Source organism: Acinetobacter sp. ANC 4654, assembly GCF_002135425.1.
In the GTDB taxonomy this organism is placed as follows: Bacteria; Pseudomonadota; Gammaproteobacteria; order Pseudomonadales; family Moraxellaceae; genus Acinetobacter; species Acinetobacter kyonggiensis.
Genome location: NZ_NEGL01000006.1, coordinates 275,996 through 293,338 on the forward strand (window position 1 = coordinate 275,996; position 17,343 = coordinate 293,338).

The following is a 17,343-nucleotide window of genomic DNA, read 5'->3' on the forward strand; positions in this document are numbered from 1 at the left end:
GACATTTACCAATAGAATTTTAATGATTTTGCCCAAGTTGTATTAGGATAATCACGTTTAATTTGATCGAACCATTGTTTTCTTACGGATTTCTCAACCGCTTGATCTTGGCAATCATTTAAACCTGATGGTGCATAACATTGGATTGCACGGTAAAGAGCATAGGCTTTTAATTCACCATTGGGCTGAGTTTTAATTATATCTTTATAGACTTGCCCACGAGTAAATATCGAACCTTGAAAGGTTGGATTTTCCTTCTCGCTATAAGTGAATGAACTGAGCATGTAACCATTTTCACTTCTAAAATATTCACCTAAACATAGTCGTAAATTTAAGTCTTTAGGGGTGTCTGCCAGTTTTTGAGTCAAGGTTTTTAAATCAGAACATTTAATTTGCGGGGTAATGGTTATTCCTTTCCAAATGAAATTGGCTAAAGGTGGCTGACTACGAAATTTTTCTGCAGTGTTTTCTGTGTGATTAAACTGGCTAAGATTGCTCGGTAGGGCTGCATAAGCCTGATTAAACAAATTGTAATTTTGATGGACTAAAGATTTATTCAGGGCTGTGTATAGGGCTAAATTTTTATGCTCTGTACTTGTTGTGGTCTGAATGATTTTCATCAGACTATTTTCATTGGCAGATTCAGAAATAAAGCTTTTTTGTAAGGAGGCCTGTTTAATTTTGGCATTTGAACCGATAAAAGCATCTACATTTTGTTGTTTTAAATAATAAGGATATAGCGTTAATTCAAATAATCCACGTTGATCAGCTGTTTTCGCTTTTGCGAGGAAGGATTCCCAATAGTGTTGTGTAGATTGCGATTTCTCCAATTTTTCAAGAATTCTTCCTTTTAGAAAAATCTGACTGAGTTGCAGATAGTTGTTTATGGCACTGGGATTATCTTTAGGAAGTAAATTTAAGGCCTCTTGCGGTTTATTTTGAATAAAGAATAAATGATTGGCCTGTAAATACTGAAACAGTTCAGGTTGGTTTTTGAATATTTCTTTTTGACTATTGAGCTGTATCCATGTGATGACTTTGTCATCTGCTGTTTCTGGTTTACGCATTTGCATTAAGTCATAAATGGCCAGAAATAGAGGGTCCTTTAAATTTTGAACATTAAAGTTACTATTTTGAAAAACGTGGCGATCTATTTCATAAGCAACATTATTCATTTCAAGGTTATAAAACTTAGATTTTGGATTGTTGATTTGCCAGATAAATTCATTGACCAATAAATCATGTCGACCATTTAACCAATAACCACGACGTAATAGACCACGCGCACTAGCGGCATATTCTCCGCTTGGATATAGCTTTAGATATTGAGTAATACTGTTAAAGAGCTCTTTAAGCAGGGTTGGATTAAGTTTCTCTCGTTGAAGATCGCCATATTCCCCAACGCCACTTTGAAAAGTAGCATTTAGATTGCTACGAATTAACATGTATTGAGCTGTTTCTTTTAACCAAGGATTATTTACATTGGTGAGTAGGGAGTAAATTTTAGTTGCTGTAGAAAAGTTAGTATTATAAAAAGCAATTGTTGCATTTAAATAGGATGCATATTGACGCGTGGTCACTGTCCAGTTTGGATTAACATTAATTAAACTAATTTGTTTTTCACATTCAGAAATTTTGTTACGTTCACGAATTAAAATATCTTTTTCAGCACTGGGAATTGTTCGATCATTTTTCACCTGTTGAATAAAATCAGAACTGCCTTTAGTCATGGAATTGCAGTGTTCTTGATACGGATCTAGATCTGTTGCTACAAACTTACGCGCATTGGATGCTCTATTTTGAGCAGATGAGGTGAGTTGTTTGGTTTCAAAAGGAACATTACTATAAGTGGTATCCCAAAGAGATCTTTTTTCAGTTGTGGTTGAAATACTGACTAAATTTAAATCACTGAGCAATAATAATAAATTGGTTTGGTTGTCGTTGGCAGGCGTAAGGGCGGGTAAATTATTACAAGCAGTATATTCGTTGTTTTGAAGGATAGTGCTGGGTTCACAGGAAGTGTCAGCACCAGCATAGCCAAAGTTTGAATAAAGAATACATACTGGAAATAAAGACGTAAAAATAGTGTGGCGTAATATATTAAGTTTAGAATTCATATGGGAAAAGTAACTTTATAATTTTGGGTGTAATATTAGCAACTGGATTGTTGTAGTGAAATAATTCTAGAAGTAAAAAATAAAAAAAAGATAGAGTAGAACTCTATCTTTTTTAAAAAAACACGATTTTTGTTGCGGGTACTTGCGAAGTGAAACTAAAGCATAAACTCACAATTGTAATGAGAATAACCGAAAATAGGAAAAAACGTTTTGCCCATAGTTGGTCATTTTCAGCTTTAAATCCAAGTACACCAATATAAAACCAGTAAATACATAAAGCATTTAGAATGACAAGATAAAGCCAATTTGTATAACCATATACATATAAAGCATTCATCGAGATGGTAAATAAAACAACATAAATCAGTGATTCAATTTTAGTACGTAAAATAGAACGTGCTACAGGAAGAATCGGAACACCTGCATTTTTGTAGTCATCGAAACGATATACTGCAATTGCCCACGAATGTGGCATTTGCCAAAGCGCATAACCAATAAAAAGAATTAAGGCAGCTAAGTCAAATTCATGGCTAACAGCGGTATATCCAATCACTGGTGGGCTTGCACCAGAAATACTTCCAATAACGGTTTGGTGAATTGTTGTGCGTTTTGTCCAGAGGCTATAAAAAACCACATAAACTACAAAACCAATCACCGCAAATAAAAAAGCGTACGCATTTACCCAGAACCATAAAATACTAAAACCAATCGCACCCAATACAAAAGCATAAGCTAGAGCAATAGAGGGAGAAATCGTTTTTTGAACTAGAGCACGGTTTTGTGTGCGCTGCATTTTGTGGTCGATGTCTTGGTCAATAACGTTATTGACCACACAACCAGAGGCAACAACTAAAGTTGTACCAAGGAGGGTAATAAGCAATAAAAGGAAATCTACAGAACCTTGAGCGGCTAAGAAATAGCCGCCCAAAGTGGTAACAAAGTTACCAAAGAGAATTCCTGGTTTAGTCAGGAATATATACTTTTTCAGCATGACAATCAGTTTAGATCATCATGTTGTAGTGAAGGTAGTTCATGATCCATACAGAACCAATCAGCAATACCGCAATACACAGTACTGTGTAGATAAATGCAATCACGTTCCAACGTTGTTCAGAAGACGAGTTCATGTGCAAGAAGAACATGAGCTGTACAAGAACCTGAGCAACTGCAGTAATAGCAATTACAGTAACCAAAATACCACGTCCAAAGCCACCGCTCATAACCATTCCAAAAGGAATAAGAGTAAGAGCAACTGACAAAATGAAACCGATGGTATATTGCTTCACGTTACCGTGCGATGCACCAGCAGAGTTGTGATCGTGACTCATTAGAGAACTCCCATCAAATAAACGACGCTGAATACACAGATCCAAACGATGTCAAGGAAGTGCCAGAACAAGCTTAGGCAAGCAAGACGACGAGTGTTTGGAAGAGTCAAACCATTTTTCTTGATTTGAATCATCAAAATGATCATCCATACCAAACCCGAAGTTACGTGAATACCATGCGTACCTACTAGCGTAAAGAACGACGATAAGAACGCACTTGTGCTTGGGCCATGGCCTTCATGAACTAAGTGATGGAACTCATAAAGTTCCATGCCGATGAAGCTGGCACCAAATAGCCATGTAATGATTAACCAAGTTAAAACTTGGCTAACATTCTTTTTGTATGCAGCAAGTACGGCAAAACCGAATGTTACAGAAGAGATGAGGAGAGCGAAAGTTTCAGTTAAAACGAAACCTAAAGACTCACCAAAAAGCTCTTTTGCACTTGGAGTACCCATTGGAATGTGACTGCTTAATACAGCGAACGCAATGAAGAGTGTCCCGAATAGGATCAAGTCACTCATCAAGTAAGTCCAGAAACCAAAGACGGTGATGTCGGTATCATCGTGGTGATGATCATCATGTCCATGGTTGTCGTGATGAAGTACTTCAGCCATTGTCTTAGTCCTTCTTCAAGTGTTTTTCAAGAATCGCATAGCGTTCGTTTTCAATGCGTTCTACTTCAGCAGCAGGCACATAGTAATCCACTTCTTTCGTGAATGAACTTACGATAAACGAAACGATAGCACCAATGAATCCAACAGCAGCTAACCACCAGATATGCCAGATTAAAGCAAAGCCCATAACAGTAATGAACATTGCAATAACAAAACCAGCAGCACGATTGGTTGGCATGTGTACATCTTCATACGACGTAGGACGTGCGTATGCAACACCGTTTTCTTTGTCAGTCCAGAAGCGGTCGATACCGTCAGCTTGTGGTACATGAGCAAAGTTATAGAACGGAGCAGGTGAAGACGTAGCCCATTCTAATGTGCGAGCATCCCATGGATCGCCAGTCAAATCGAGATTGTCGTTGCGTTGTAAGAAACCAACAATGATTTGCATTAAGAAACATGCAATACCAATCGCGATAAGGATAGCACCAAACAAAGCGATAGCGATGTATGGATCCCATTCTGGATTGTCATATGTATTCAGACGACGCGTCATACCCATGAAACCAAGGATATAAAGTGGCATGAATGCAAAGTAGAAGCCGAAGAACCAGAACCAGAAAGCTGCTTTACCCCAGGCTTCATTGAGTTTCCAACCAAACATTTTTGGCCAGTAGAAAATGATACCTGCGAACATTGCAAATACTACACCACCAATAATTACGTTATGGAAGTGAGCAATTAAGAATAACGAGTTATGTACTAAGAAGTCCGCTGGTGGAACTGCCATTAATACACCTGTTAAACCACCGATACCAAAAGTCACAAGGAAGCCAAGTGTCCATAGCATTGGTGTTGTAAAGGTAATACGACCCTTGTACATGGTGAATAACCAAGAGAAGATTTTCACACCAGTTGGAATCGCAATAACCATGGTCATGATACCGAAGAACGCGTTAACGTTGGCACCAGCACCCATTGTAAAGAAGTGGTGAACCCATACTACGAACGCAAGTACTGTGATCGCAATAGTCGCATACACCATTGATTTATAACCAAACAATGCTTTACGAGAGAAAGTAGATACAACTTCAGAGTAAATACCAAATGCTGGTAATACTAAGATGTATACTTCTGGGTGACCCCAAGTCCAAATCAAGTTTACATACAACATTGGGCTACCACCCAAGTCATTTGTAAAGAAGTGGAAATCGAAGTAACGGTCAAGGGTTAACATTGCAATCGTTGCAGTTAACACTGGGAAAGATGCGATGATCAATACAGACGTACAAAGTGCAGTCCAAGTAAAGATCGGCATATCCATAAGTGTCATGCCAGGCGCACGCATTTTAATGATGGTAACAAAGAAGTTAACACCCGTTAAAAGAGTACCTAAGCCTGAAACCTGAAGTGCCCAAATGTAGTAGTCGACACCTACGCCAGGAGAGTATTCGATACCTGAAAGAGGAGGATAAGCCATCCAACCAGTCGCAGCGAATTCACCAAGTGCAAGAGAAGCCATCATGAGACCCGCAGCACCGGCAAACAACCAGAAGCTTAAAGAGTTCAATAATGGGAAGGCAACGTCACGAGCACCAATCTGTAAAGGTACAGAGATGTTCATTAAGCCGACAACAAGACCCATTGCTACGAAGAAGATCATAATTACGCCATGCGCAGTAAAGATCTGATCGTAATGTTCAGGATGTAAATAGCCTTCACCACCACCTCGTGCGAGGAATTGCTGAAGACGCATCATGATTGCATCTGCGAAGCCACGAAGTAACATGACTACAGATACTAAGATATACATGATACCAATTTTTTTATGGTCTACAGAAGTGAACCATTCAGTCCACAAGTAATTCCATTTTTTAAAGTAGGTGATCCCTGCAACAGCAGCAAGGCCACCTAGGATCATCATTGCAACAGTTGCCAATACGATTGGATCGTATGGAATTGCATCTGGTCCTAACTTACCTAAAAAGCTCATGTCTTATTCCTCTACAGAAGCAGTCGCATGCTCAACATTTGCATGAGCTTCAGAAGCCGCAGCTTCATGACCTACAGTTGCTGAGTGATCAGCACCATGGTAGTTGCTCATGTATCTGTTAATCACGGATTCGAACAATTTAGGCTCAACTGAAGAATAGTAAGTCACTGGGTGTGGCTTAGTCGGATAAGGCTTCATTGCTTCAGCAGCAGCCTTTTCTTCTGGAGTCGTTGCTTTTGCCACTAATGCTTCGATTTGGTGCTTACCACGGTTACCATCACGTAAGGTTGCAAATTCAGTTTGGTCTAAAATACCTTTTTGAATTGCTTCAGGATTAACTGAAGTACCATTACCTGCTTTAACTGCTGCTACCCAATTGGCAAACTCTGCATCTGTTACAGAATGAGCTTTAAAGCGCATTTGCGAGAAGCCATAACCTGAATAGTTAGAAGAGAAACCACGGAATACGCCAGTCGTGTCTGCTAACATGTGCAAGTGAGTTTGCATACCCGCCATTGCATAAATCTGACCAGACAATGCAGGAATAAAGAACGAGTTCATTGTGAAGTTAGACGTAATACGTAAGCTTAACGGAGTTTTCTCTGGAAAGCGCATTTCGTTAACAGTTGCAATGTCTTGTTCTGGATAAATAAAGACCCATTTGAATTGTTCAGCAATAACTTGAACAGTTAACGGAGCTTTATCTGATTCGAGCGGGCGGTAAGGGTCATACTTGTGTGAACCCCACCAAGTTAACCAAGCTAGAATACCAATAATAATGACTGGAACACCCCAAACTATAATTTCAATAGCGGTAGAGTGTGCCCAAGTAGGTTTATAGTCTGCATCTTTATTCGACGCGCGATATTTCCAACCAAACCACAATGCCATAATAACTGATGGAATTACCACCAAAAGCATTAAGTAGATCGCAGTCATCATCAGGTTACTTTGACCTTCTGCAACTGGACCTTTTGAGTTTAGAAGTACCATATCACCGCCACACCCAGTTAAGAGTGCAGCCATCGCAGATAAAGACAATACAGCTAAAATCGTTTGTCTCATTTTACAACCTCGGTGAAGAGTCCCATTCCCTAATTTAATATGGGATAGCGATTAAAGTGTCGCATGATTGGAAATATTTATTTTCACTTAGAAATTCTAAGCATAGAAAATCCTTCCCAATCATGAGACACCGCTACGTTGTAGGGCATTATGCCTCATATTGTTGAACTAAGCTATATGTAAAGTGGCTTTAAATGACTGTTATAAAAACTGATTTTTTTACTCGGAATTAAAGTTTTAAGATAAAAATTATTATTTTAATATCAATATTCTGGGGAAAAACAGGGAGATAAAATCATCCCTGTTTTTGATGTTTATTGTTTAATCACTTTGGTTTTGGCTAATTTGTCATGTAAAGTTTGACGTTTTTCGCTCAATGCGAAAACATGGTCAATAATTGTGATCAAAGGCATAAAGAGCATATTTAAAATAATGAAGATAAAACTACGTAAAGTGAAGACACGCATTAGGCTGACTTTTTCACCATTTTCGGCATCGACAATTTTAATTTTGGTGAGTTTTTTACCAATACTTTGCCCAGATTTTGCCAACATAAAGGCTTGAATACCTAGCATAATGATGATGTATACAAACATTGCTTGCCAAGCTTCTATAGGAATAAGGGTAAATAATTCCTGTTGTAATTGTACAGCTTGAGTTGATGTGTCAGCAGATTGCATCTTTTGTTGAATATCAGACAATTGATTAAATTGGTCAGGTTTTAGAAAAAATGAAGGAATAGCTGCTGCGGGTAACCACAATAATAAGTCGATAATTTTTGCTAAAATACGGGTAGTAATGGAAGCAAGTTCGCTATTTTGAGTTGGTTTTTTCCCCGATTGTACTTTACCCATAGTTGAATTTTGTAAAGGTGTCTTTTCGAGGAAAGGGGTTGGGGCAGTATAACCTACAGGTTCATATACAAGTTTACCCTTGGTTAATTCACCTAAAGCTTTCCATTCTGGCATACCTTGGTGCCAAGCTAAGTCAGTGAGCATGACTTGCTGACTCGCGAGCATTTGATTGAGTTGCTCTAAGGTGTATGGACCCGCTTGTTGATTATCACGTGCCAAGTAAATTTGCATAAAATTGAATTCTCAAAACTAAATCTTAAAAGATGGATAAAAAAAAGACCCACTAGTGGGTCTTTTTTTAACACGTTTTATTAAACTTGTTTAGTCTTTTCTTCTGCTAAGAAGAACCAAGTGTCTAAAACTGAGTCTGGGTTTAATGAAACAGATTCGATGCCTTGTTCCATCAACCATCGAGCAAGGTCAGGATGATCAGAAGGGCCTTGACCACAAATACCGACGTATTTGCCTGCTTTACGGCATGCATGAATTGCCATAGAGAGTAACGCTTTAACAGCAGGATCACGCTCATCAAACAGATGAGAAACGATACCAGAGTCGCGGTCTAAACCAAGTGTTAACTGTGTCAAGTCGTTTGAACCGATAGAGAAACCATCAAAGTGCTCAAGGAATTGTTCAGCTAACAATGCATTGGTTGGTAATTCGCACATCATGATGACTTTAAGGCCATTTTCACCACGTTTAAGACCATTAAGCGCCAATAGTTCAATAACACGTTTTGCTTCTGCAACTGTACGTACAAAAGGAATCATAATTTGAATGTTGGTTAAACCCATTTCGTCACGCGCTTTCTTTAATGCGCGGCATTCAAGTTCGAAGCAGTCACGGAAATTGTCAGACACATAACGGCTTGCACCACGGAAGCCCAACATTGGATTTTCTTCTTCTGGCTCGTATAACTTACCGCCAATCAGGTTCGCATATTCGTTTGACTTGAAGTCAGACATACGAACAATCACTGGTTTGTCAGCGAAAGCAGCAGCAAGAGTTGAAATACCTTCAACCAATTTTTCGACATAGAATTCGATTGGAGAAGAGTAACCTGCCGTACGCGCCATGACCGCAGCACGTGTTTCACGTGGAAGGCTATCAATATTCAATAACGCTTTTGGATGCACACCAATCATACGGTTGATGATGAATTCTAAACGTGCAAGACCAATACCTTCATTTGGAATAGTTGCGAAGTCGAATGCGCGGTCAGGGTTACCTACGTTCATCATGATTTTGAACGGAAGTTTAGGCATAGATTCAATCGAGTTACGTTGAATTTCGAAATCTAAAGAGCCTTCATAAATGAAGCCTGTATCGCCTTCAGCACAAGAAACTGTCACTTCTTGACCATCAGTCAATACTTCTGTTGCATTACCACAACCCACGATTGCTGGAACACCAAGTTCACGTGCAATAATTGCAGCATGACATGTACGACCACCACGATTCGTCACGATGGCAGCAGCACGTTTCATCACTGGTTCCCAATCTGGGTCAGTCATGTCAGAGACAAGAACGTCACCTGGTTGTACTTTGTCCATTTCTTTAATTGACGTTACGATGCGGACTTTACCAGAACCGATACGTTGACCAATTGAACGACCTTCACAAACGACAGTACCTTTTTGTTTAAGCAGGTAGCGTTCCATTGTGCCGACATTTTCACGGCTTTTGACTGTTTCTGGACGTGCTTGAACGATGTAAATTTGATCATCATCGCCATCTTTGGCCCATTCGATGTCCATTGGTGAGCCGTAATGGTTTTCAATGATCAACGCTTGTTTAGCAAGTTCTTGAAGCTCATGATCATTCAGTGCGAATTGTTGACGATCTTGTTTTTCAACGTCTACAACAACAACTGATTTACCCGTAGAGCCTTCTTCACCATAAATCATTTTTTGGTGTTTAGAACCAAGGTTACGACGTAGGATGGAATGTTTCCCTGCGTTTAATAATGGTTTAGACAGGTAGAATTCGTCAGGGTTTACCGCGCCCTGAACAACCATTTCACCCAAACCATAAGATGCAGTAATAAATACAACATCACGGAAACCAGATTCTGTATCCAGTGTAAACATTACACCCGCAGCACCCGTTTCAGAACGTACCATGCGTTGAATACCAGCAGATAAGGCTACAACTTCATGTTTAAAATTTTGATGTACGCGATATGCAATTGCGCGGTCATTATAAAGTGAAGCAAAAACTTCTTTAATTGCGATCAATACATTATCAATGCCGCGAATATTTAAGAAAGTTTCTTGCTGACCAGCAAAAGAAGCGTCTGGTAAGTCTTCTGCAGTTGCAGATGAACGAACGGCAACCGCGATTTCAGGGTTGCCGTTAGAAAGGTCTGCGAAAGCGTTGCGAACTTCTTTTTCAAGTTCGGCTGTAAGCGGAGTATCGATAATCCATTGGCGAATTTTAGCGCCAGATTCTGCAAGAGCATTGACATCATCAACATTTAAAGTTGATAGCTCTGCTTGAATTTTAGCGTTTAGGCCACTTTGCTCGAGAAATTCACGATAAGCAGCAGCAGTCGTTGCGAAGCCACCTGGAACTGATACGCCAGCATTGGATAAGTGGCTGATCATTTCACCTAAAGATGAGTTTTTCCCACCTACAAGTTCAACGTCGTGTTTCCCTAATTTTTCTAGACCAATTACGCGCGCTTCCAATGTTGTTACTCCACTTTTGCAGTATTAATCACTATCTTGCATGAAATTATAACAAATCTACTTAGCATTTTGATTTTACTAAGCGAAAGTTATATAAGATCAGTTTACTATAAAGATTTTATAGCACTTAGACAAATATTTAAGGAGAATTTTAATGTCAGAAGGTAAACAAATTAAGCGTAGTGTATTTTTTGTCTCTGATGGTACAGCAATTACTGCTGAAACCCTTGGGCACTCACTGTTAGCGCAATTTCCTCATGTTAATTTTGACATTCATATTATTCCTTATATTAGCTCTGAAGAAGCAGCCATGAATGTGGTTGCAGAAATTAATCAACGCGCTGATCGTGATGGGCAGCAACCTTTGGTATTTGATACTCTTGTAGACCCGTATGTACGCGATATTATTAATACTGCAAATGCAGTGAATCTTGATGTTTTTGAAGGCCTTATTGGTAAGTTATCTGAAGTTTTAGGTACTCCTCCTACAACTTTAGTCGGGCAAACCCATGCAGTGACCGATTCAGAGTCATATAAAGCCCGTATTGATGCGGTTCATTTTGCGCTCGACAATGATGATGGTGCGCGTACACGTCATTATGATAAAGCTGATTTAATCTTAATTGGTGTGTCGCGTTCAGGCAAAACGCCAACCTCAATTTATTTGTCATTACAGTTTGGTATTCGTGTAGCAAACTATCCGCTGACTGAAGAAGACTTGGATGACAATCGTTTGCCCGCGGTATTAAAAGCGCATAAACATAAGTTATTTGGCTTAATGATTGATGCTGAAAGACTTGTAGCAATTCGCTCTGAACGTAAAGCCAATAGCCGTTATGCAAGTTTCAGTCAGTGTCAGATGGAGCTTCGTGCCGTTGAGGGGATTTATATTTCTGAGGGGATTAAATATTTGAATGTTTCTGAAATGTCGATTGAGGAAATTTCAACACGTGTTTTGCAAATGACAGGTTTGAAACGTCGTATTGGTTAATTGTCATTACATTATTCTATAGACATAAGAGCCTCTGTGTAGGCTCTTATGTCATGTCATAAATAACAAAGATAATGGATGAGTTAGATGAAAAAAATATTAAAAATAGCTAGCTTTAGTGTGTTGTCTGTTGGTTTTTTAAACAACAGTTATGCCAATACCACGACTTTAAGTGCTTTGGAACAACAGATTTATACAAAATACGCTGTGCAAGACTTTTATACAGTCAATCAACAACTCGAAAGTGATGTAGTGAAGTTGATTGAAAAAAATGCAGATAGTTATACTTATCGCTTTCCAAAACTTACCGAGAACTTTGGCTTAAGTATTCGCTACACACCTGATCAATTGCTTAAAACCTATACTTTTGATGTGGGTGGTGGTGGCACTATGGGGACATATTCATCTTATGCACAGTTTAAAAATGCGCCCAAAAAGAAACTTCAAGCGATTGAAGCTGGTTTTATTCGAAGTGTTGATCAAATCAAGATGTCTGGACAGCCTATTTATTTAATTCAAAGTTACTATAAAGGCGATAGTTGTGTTGGTGCTTATCAAATAAAAGCTTATCAACAACAGAAAAACCAGTTGAACCCAGTACCAATTTTCCAAACTAAAACTAAAAAATTAGATACAATTAGTGTGGATTATAATTGTCAATATGATGCCGAACGTAAAGGGAATTATATTCGTGTTTCGAAAGATATGAGATTTATTGATATTAAATTATTAGATCAAAATACCAAACCAACGGGTAAGTATTTACGCTATCAAAAAAATAATCACAATTATCAATATGTCGGTACGGTGAAATAAGTTGATGTAAAAAGAGGTCAAGATGAATTGACCTCTTTTTTTATCTTTAAAATTTTAGTAAGTGCTAATAATGACATCCACTTTATGTTCAGTACCATCCATGCTCTGTATTGCTTGATCTGTAATTTTAACGATGGGCCAAGTAATTAACTTGCAATTTTCACGTTGTAAAGCTGAGTAATAAGTATCTGATTTTAGAAACAGCTTGTGTTCAGAAGCCGAATTCGGCATTAACTGTCGTTTTAACCAATTATCTTGAACTTGTGACTCAAGATAACGAATAGCCAATAATGCTTTGATTCGGTTGTTAAATAAACGGCGATTTTTAATAATTAAAGGGTGTGAAAGGAGTTTATGTAGTCCTTTTTCTGTTTGAGGTAATAAAAAATGTGGCGTGATTTGAAATACTTTAACCAATTTAGCATCATTACAAATTTGCGCGAGATGCGTCACAGTCATTTGGTTTGCACCAATAATAGCCACATTTAAACCTGAAAAATCAAATCGTTTGATATCTTCAGCGGCAACGATTTTCCCTTTAAAACTCTGAAAAAAATCGAGTGAGTTTTGAAAGAAACCATCCAATGGATTCTTTTTCTTGTTAACCATTTTCATATCCTTTCTTGTTTTTACTTCGTTGCAGTTGGTTCTGCAATTCATTGGTATATCCAAGATAGAACTTTTGGTAAAGATTTTTCTGGAATCTGGTCAGTCATCGTCATCATGCTATGAATGGAAATGCCAAACCATTTTTTGTTAAAATTGACGATCTTGCGTGTGAAACTGGATGAGCTGATCATAAAAATAAGGCTTGTTCTGAGACAGTAAGCCTTATTTTTAAATGTCATAGAGGATTTGACTGGGATCAGACGTTGCAAAAAAGATTATGCTTTAACACACCTTAATTTTTTTCATCATCATGTTCTATATTTTCAAAGGGTGTTTGTGAATAATGCGGCACACTAGGTGGCTGTGTATGCATTCTAAGATAGTCTAAATCGCGAATATTTTTTTGTACGGCAACTGCACCAAATAAGCTCAGTAAAAAAGCCATGATATAAAAGCCTTTTTCACTCAATTCAAGTGAAGCATTCCATAAACCAATACTCAGCAGTGCAATGCAGATCACGATGGAAGCCCAACATAGCCCAAAATAAATAGCGGTGACATGAACGCCTTCGAGCTTATCTCGGATGATTTTTTGTAAAGATACTGCTGCGAATAAACCATATAAAATGAGAATTAAATAATAACCTTTTTCGTTGAGCAGCATATCTGCATTCCATAAACCGATCATATATGCTGCTGCACCTGCAATTAAAGCAACCCAACTTGCAGCAATAAATGCAGATGTTGGTTTATTAATATATTGATTCATTCTATTTTCCATTTTTGTATTGGATTGTTTTTTATATCACCATTATGCAGCAGCTGAACAGGATCGCAAATGCTGTTTAATCTGAATAGAGTAAAGTCAATAATGCCGTAAAAAGCATTATGGTGATTTACAATAAAAATAGCACCTGTTTGAGGTGCTATTTTGGCAGTATTAAAGGGATTAGGCGTTTTTGATATTCATTAATAATTCAAAGTTTTCAATACGCTTGTCTGTGTCATAAATATCACAAGTGAAAATAAATTCATCGACATTGTATTTTTCTAATAGCATTTCTAAACCAGTTTTGACTGTGTCTGGTGAACCAATTTGAGCCATGGCATAGAAATTATCGACAGACATTTTTTCTGCGGGTGACCACAGTCCATCCATCGTTGTAACAGGGGCTTTAAGTTTTAAGCTTTGTCCACGCATTAAGCCAAGTACACGTTGGTATGCGCTAGTGGCTAAATATTCAGCTTCTGCATCTGTTTGCGCGACTACAGCTGGAACGCCCATAGAAACATAAGGTTTGTCTAAATATTCAGAAGGTTCAAAGTTTTCTCTATATAGTTGGATGGCTTGATCCAACATGCGTGGTGCAAAGTGTGAAGCAAACGAATAGGGTAGTCCTAGTTTTGCCGCCAATTGGGCACTAAATAAGCTTGAACCTAATAACCAAACTGGCACATGAGTATTTTGTCCCGGTGTGGCAATAATACGTTGCTGTGGAGCAGGTGCTTTAAAATATTGTAGTATTTCCAAAACATCTTGTGGAAATTGATCTTCAGTTTCTTGACGACCACGACGTAAGGCACGCATGGTCACTTGGTCTGTTCCGGGCGCGCGTCCAAGACCCAGTTCAACACGGTTAGGATAGAGTGTTGCTAAAGTACCAAATTGTTCTGCAACAACCAGTGGTGCATGATTCGGCAACATAATGCCGCCTGAACCCACTTTTAAAGTTTGAGTATTCGCTAAGATGTAACCCAATAAAACGGCGGTTGCAGAGCTGGCAATACCATCCATATTATGATGTTCTGCAAGCCAGAGGCGTTTGTAGCCTAATGCTTCTGCTTTTTGTGCAAGTGCCAAAGCATGATGAAGTGAAAACTGAATGCTTTTATCATCACGAACGGGAGCAAGTTCAAGGATTGAAAAAGGGGTGTCTTTTAATGAGCGCATCTGTTTTCTCAAATATAGAATCTAAGTAGAGCATACGATGCCTGATTGAACTTGTATATCGTTTTTTTTCGATATGTGTGTTGTTTCGAATATATTAGATAACTTGTATAAATCAAAAAATATTCAATATTCGAGTTTTTAAAATCAGCACTGCCTCATTTGATTGATTGGATTTTTATGTCTTTGTGTAGGCATTATCTCTACTTTTGAAAGGTCAAAATGAGGAGCACTGCTACGCAAGAAAAACCTTTTGTTTCCCATACACGACATCCTGAGCCAGTTTTAAGCACTGCTTTAAAATGCAGCGCAAGGATGGGAAACGTGTGGCATCCATGCCACACTCATGAATCCAATATTTCCTAAAGTTTGTTTTTTAATATTGGCCTTATGAATTACTTGTATTGATTAAAAAAGAACTTATGAAAGAGGTCTGTTGGATATTTTGATCTATTTTAGGTGCTTCTTTAGCAGCCATAAAAAAAGCACCCGAAGGTGCTTTAAATTAAGTCTTTAGGATTAACGATGGTTTTTATAATGTCCGCGATGACGACCATTGTCGTGTCTGTAATTGCGGTCATTGTAGCTGTATTTGCTGTTGCGATAACCATTGTTGTTATAACGGTTGCGGTCATCACGATCTTCATCATAGCGACGGTCTTCACTGACTTTTTTACCCAGTACAGAACCACCCGCAGCACCTAACGCTGAACCAATATAACCACCGTTTGTACCGGCAACATTTTTACCTAGCGTGTAACCACCCACACCACCTAGACCACCGCCAATTGCCGCACCCGTACGGTTACGACGATCGCTTGAGATTGCAGCACCACCAGCCCCACCAATTGCAGAACCAATCATTGCCCCAGTATTGCCACCCATTTGTTTACCTAGTGCAGTACCGACCACACTGCCTAAAGCAGAAGTCGCTGCTACACGTGTAGAACTATCAGCATAGGTTGTTGTTGCTGTTACTGCTGATGTTGCAACTACAGCGGCAATAATCATTGAATTAAATTTCATGGCAAACTCCTTTTTGAAGCTTTCGTTATATCTTGAGTCTAATGTAGTCAAAGATTTGGAAATGAAGATGAACAGCGTGTTAATCGTTTGTATTCTTTATCTACTCAATTTATTCATGATTGGGGAGAGATAGAGGGGAATAGCATGTTTATGCTGTAAAAAACATCAATTCAATGTCATGCGGGGAAATTTTGGGTTTAAAAAAAATATTCATTTTTTTGATTTATGACGGTGGATTACTTTTAAATCAATATTTGGAGCGGGTTGGATTCTTTGCTTTAGCCGAAAGGGATATCGTATCCAGCACAGAATTCATCAAAAGCTTTTTATTGCAGCTTTAGTGGCAGAAATTTTATTTTTCCAAGTGATTTTATTGAGCATCGTCCTGAATGAAAGTTTGGTGAAAGCACATTGAATCGAAGTTAAAAAAATGCCAGTCAGTTTTTGAACTGACTGGCATTTTTTAGAATAAGAAATTTTATTATTCAGTTAGCTAATGATAACTTAGCGATGGTTGCGACGGTATTTTTTAGAGTGCTTTTTATAAGAGCGTTGGTCAGCATGACGGTCTTGTGATACTTTTTTACCGAGTACAGAACCACCCGCAGCACCTAAAGCTGAACCCACATAACCACCAGTTGTACCACCTACGCTTTTACCTACAGTATAACCACCCACACCGCCTAAACCACCACCAATCGCAGCGCCAGTACGGTCGCGTTTGTTTGCTGATACAGCAGCACCACCCGCACCACCAATAGCAGAACCAATCATCGCGCCAGTATTGCCACCCATGCTTTTACCAATAGCCGTACCTGCTACACTACCTAATGCAGAAGTTGCAGCTACGCGAGTTGTATTATCAGCATGAGCATTCACTGCTATTATTGAGGTTGCTGCTAATGTCGCGCTTAATAATAATGCATTAAGTTTCATAGTTAACTCCATGTCCAAAAAGCGGACCATTGTAATTGCTTTCGATGGCAGTAAATGTAACAAAAATATTTGGTGAAATATGGAGATGACGAAGCAGAGTTATGTGGTTTAGTGTCTGCTTTGTATTAGTTTTATTAAAAATGTGTAAAAAAGTCTGTCAAAGATACATTTGTAATTGAAATATGAATAAACCTAGGAGTGATTTAAATCACATTTTCAAAAAGTCCTTTTTTAATAAGAGGGTTTGTCGCAACAATATCTATGTCATTTACACCCTAGAATCGTTACACTAAGCACAATTTTTTTGAGCTGATTTATGTCATGTAAGGCATAGAGATAGCCATTGTCTTGAG

Annotated in this window: 15 protein-coding genes; 2 read left to right on the forward strand and 13 right to left on the reverse strand. The window is 38.5% G+C overall.

Annotated elements, in window-relative coordinates; genetic code table 11:
• Positions 1-5 precede the first annotated feature (5 nt).
• The 8 genes from B9T24_RS11305 to ppsA all read right to left on the reverse strand — a co-directional run bounded on the left by B9T24_RS11305 (position 6) and on the right by ppsA (position 10,664).
• Complete coding sequence (locus tag B9T24_RS11305; RefSeq protein ID WP_086165856.1) at positions 6-2,117, reverse strand: hypothetical protein; 2,112 nt, start codon at positions 2,115-2,117, stop codon at positions 6-8.
• 112 nt (positions 2,118-2,229) lie between these two features.
• Positions 2,230-3,108 (reverse strand): heme o synthase, encoded by an 879-nt coding sequence (cyoE, locus tag B9T24_RS11310; RefSeq protein WP_086165857.1) that lies wholly within the window; start codon positions 3,106-3,108, stop codon positions 2,230-2,232.
• Positions 3,109-3,118: 10 nt separating this feature from the next.
• Positions 3,119-3,445: a cytochrome o ubiquinol oxidase subunit IV gene (gene cyoD / locus B9T24_RS11315; protein ID WP_004648831.1), complete on the reverse strand. Its 327-nt coding sequence runs from the start codon at positions 3,443-3,445 to the stop codon at positions 3,119-3,121.
• The gene (gene cyoC, locus B9T24_RS11320) at positions 3,445-4,062 is read right to left on the reverse strand and encodes a cytochrome o ubiquinol oxidase subunit III (RefSeq protein ID WP_086165858.1); all 618 of its coding nucleotides are present in this window, start codon (positions 4,060-4,062) and stop codon (positions 3,445-3,447) included. Before cyoC ends, cyoD begins: the two co-directional genes overlap by 1 nt.
• A 4-nt stretch (positions 4,063-4,066) precedes the next feature.
• Positions 4,067-6,055, reverse strand: a complete 1,989-nt coding sequence (gene cyoB, locus B9T24_RS11325) for a cytochrome o ubiquinol oxidase subunit I (protein ID WP_086165859.1) — start codon at positions 6,053-6,055, stop codon at positions 4,067-4,069.
• Between the two features lie 3 nt (positions 6,056-6,058).
• Positions 6,059-7,120 (reverse strand): ubiquinol oxidase subunit II, encoded by a 1,062-nt coding sequence (gene cyoA / locus B9T24_RS11330; RefSeq protein ID WP_086165860.1) that lies wholly within the window; start codon positions 7,118-7,120, stop codon positions 6,059-6,061.
• Between the two features lie 314 nt (positions 7,121-7,434).
• Complete coding sequence (locus B9T24_RS11335) at positions 7,435-8,205, reverse strand: RDD family protein (protein ID WP_086165861.1); 771 nt, start codon at positions 8,203-8,205, stop codon at positions 7,435-7,437.
• A gap of 80 nt (positions 8,206-8,285) precedes the next feature.
• Positions 8,286-10,664, reverse strand: a complete 2,379-nt coding sequence (gene ppsA, locus B9T24_RS11340; protein ID WP_086165862.1) for a phosphoenolpyruvate synthase — start codon at positions 10,662-10,664, stop codon at positions 8,286-8,288.
• Positions 10,665-10,818: 154 nt separating this feature from the next.
• Here ppsA and B9T24_RS11345 point away from each other — a divergent pair, with 154 nt between their 5' ends.
• Positions 10,819-11,655: a pyruvate, water dikinase regulatory protein gene (locus B9T24_RS11345; protein ID WP_004648838.1), complete on the forward strand. Its 837-nt coding sequence runs from the start codon at positions 10,819-10,821 to the stop codon at positions 11,653-11,655.
• Positions 11,656-11,742: 87 nt separating this feature from the next.
• Positions 11,743-12,471, forward strand: coding sequence for a hypothetical protein (locus B9T24_RS11350; RefSeq protein WP_086165863.1), 729 nt, complete (start codon positions 11,743-11,745; stop codon positions 12,469-12,471).
• 54 nt (positions 12,472-12,525) lie between these two features.
• On the opposite strand, the gene B9T24_RS11355 is transcribed toward B9T24_RS11350, so the two are convergent.
• The 5 genes from B9T24_RS11355 to B9T24_RS11375 all read right to left on the reverse strand — a co-directional run bounded on the left by B9T24_RS11355 (position 12,526) and on the right by B9T24_RS11375 (position 16,990).
• Entirely contained in the window at positions 12,526-13,080 is a 555-nt protein-coding gene (locus B9T24_RS11355) for a flavoprotein (protein ID WP_086165864.1), read from the reverse strand.
• Between the two features lie 292 nt (positions 13,081-13,372).
• Positions 13,373-13,849 carry an inner membrane protein YiaA gene (gene yiaA / locus B9T24_RS11360; RefSeq protein ID WP_074945843.1) on the reverse strand — a complete coding sequence of 159 codons (477 nt, stop codon included), beginning with the start codon at positions 13,847-13,849 and terminating at the stop codon, positions 13,373-13,375.
• Between the two features lie 180 nt (positions 13,850-14,029).
• A complete protein-coding gene (locus tag B9T24_RS11365) occupies positions 14,030-15,031 on the reverse strand; it encodes an LLM class flavin-dependent oxidoreductase (protein ID WP_086165865.1) in 1,002 nt (333 codons plus the stop codon).
• A 516-nt stretch (positions 15,032-15,547) separates the two neighbouring features.
• Complete coding sequence (locus B9T24_RS11370; protein WP_086165866.1) at positions 15,548-16,054, reverse strand: glycine zipper domain-containing protein; 507 nt, start codon at positions 16,052-16,054, stop codon at positions 15,548-15,550.
• Between the two features lie 504 nt (positions 16,055-16,558).
• Positions 16,559-16,990, reverse strand: coding sequence for a hypothetical protein (locus B9T24_RS11375; RefSeq protein WP_086165867.1), 432 nt, complete (start codon positions 16,988-16,990; stop codon positions 16,559-16,561).
• Between the last annotated feature and the right edge of the window lie 353 nt (positions 16,991-17,343).

Coding starts and splice junctions, on each gene's coding strand:
- cyoE (WP_086165857.1), bottom strand. CDS start 3,108: ATGCTGAAAAAGTATATATTCCTGACTAAACCAGGAATTCTCTTTGGT.
- B9T24_RS11370 (WP_086165866.1), bottom strand. CDS start 16,054: ATGAAATTTAATTCAATGATTATTGCCGCTGTAGTTGCAACATCAGCA.
- cyoC (WP_086165858.1), bottom strand. CDS start 4,062: ATGGCTGAAGTACTTCATCACGACAACCATGGACATGATGATCATCAC.
- B9T24_RS11305 (WP_086165856.1), bottom strand. CDS start 2,117: ATGAATTCTAAACTTAATATATTACGCCACACTATTTTTACGTCTTTA.
- B9T24_RS11355 (WP_086165864.1), bottom strand. CDS start 13,080: ATGGTTAACAAGAAAAAGAATCCATTGGATGGTTTCTTTCAAAACTCA.
- B9T24_RS11335 (WP_086165861.1), bottom strand. CDS start 8,205: ATGCAAATTTACTTGGCACGTGATAATCAACAAGCGGGTCCATACACC.
- cyoB (WP_086165859.1), bottom strand. CDS start 6,055: ATGAGCTTTTTAGGTAAGTTAGGACCAGATGCAATTCCATACGATCCA.
- B9T24_RS11375 (WP_086165867.1), bottom strand. CDS start 16,990: ATGAAACTTAATGCATTATTATTAAGCGCGACATTAGCAGCAACCTCA.
- yiaA (WP_074945843.1), bottom strand. CDS start 13,849: ATGAATCAATATATTAATAAACCAACATCTGCATTTATTGCTGCAAGT.
- cyoA (WP_086165860.1), bottom strand. CDS start 7,120: ATGAGACAAACGATTTTAGCTGTATTGTCTTTATCTGCGATGGCTGCA.
- B9T24_RS11345 (WP_004648838.1), top strand. CDS start 10,819: ATGTCAGAAGGTAAACAAATTAAGCGTAGTGTATTTTTTGTCTCTGAT.
- B9T24_RS11365 (WP_086165865.1), bottom strand. CDS start 15,031: ATGCGCTCATTAAAAGACACCCCTTTTTCAATCCTTGAACTTGCTCCC.
- cyoD (WP_004648831.1), bottom strand. CDS start 3,445: ATGAGTCACGATCACAACTCTGCTGGTGCATCGCACGGTAACGTGAAG.
- B9T24_RS11350 (WP_086165863.1), top strand. CDS start 11,743: ATGAAAAAAATATTAAAAATAGCTAGCTTTAGTGTGTTGTCTGTTGGT.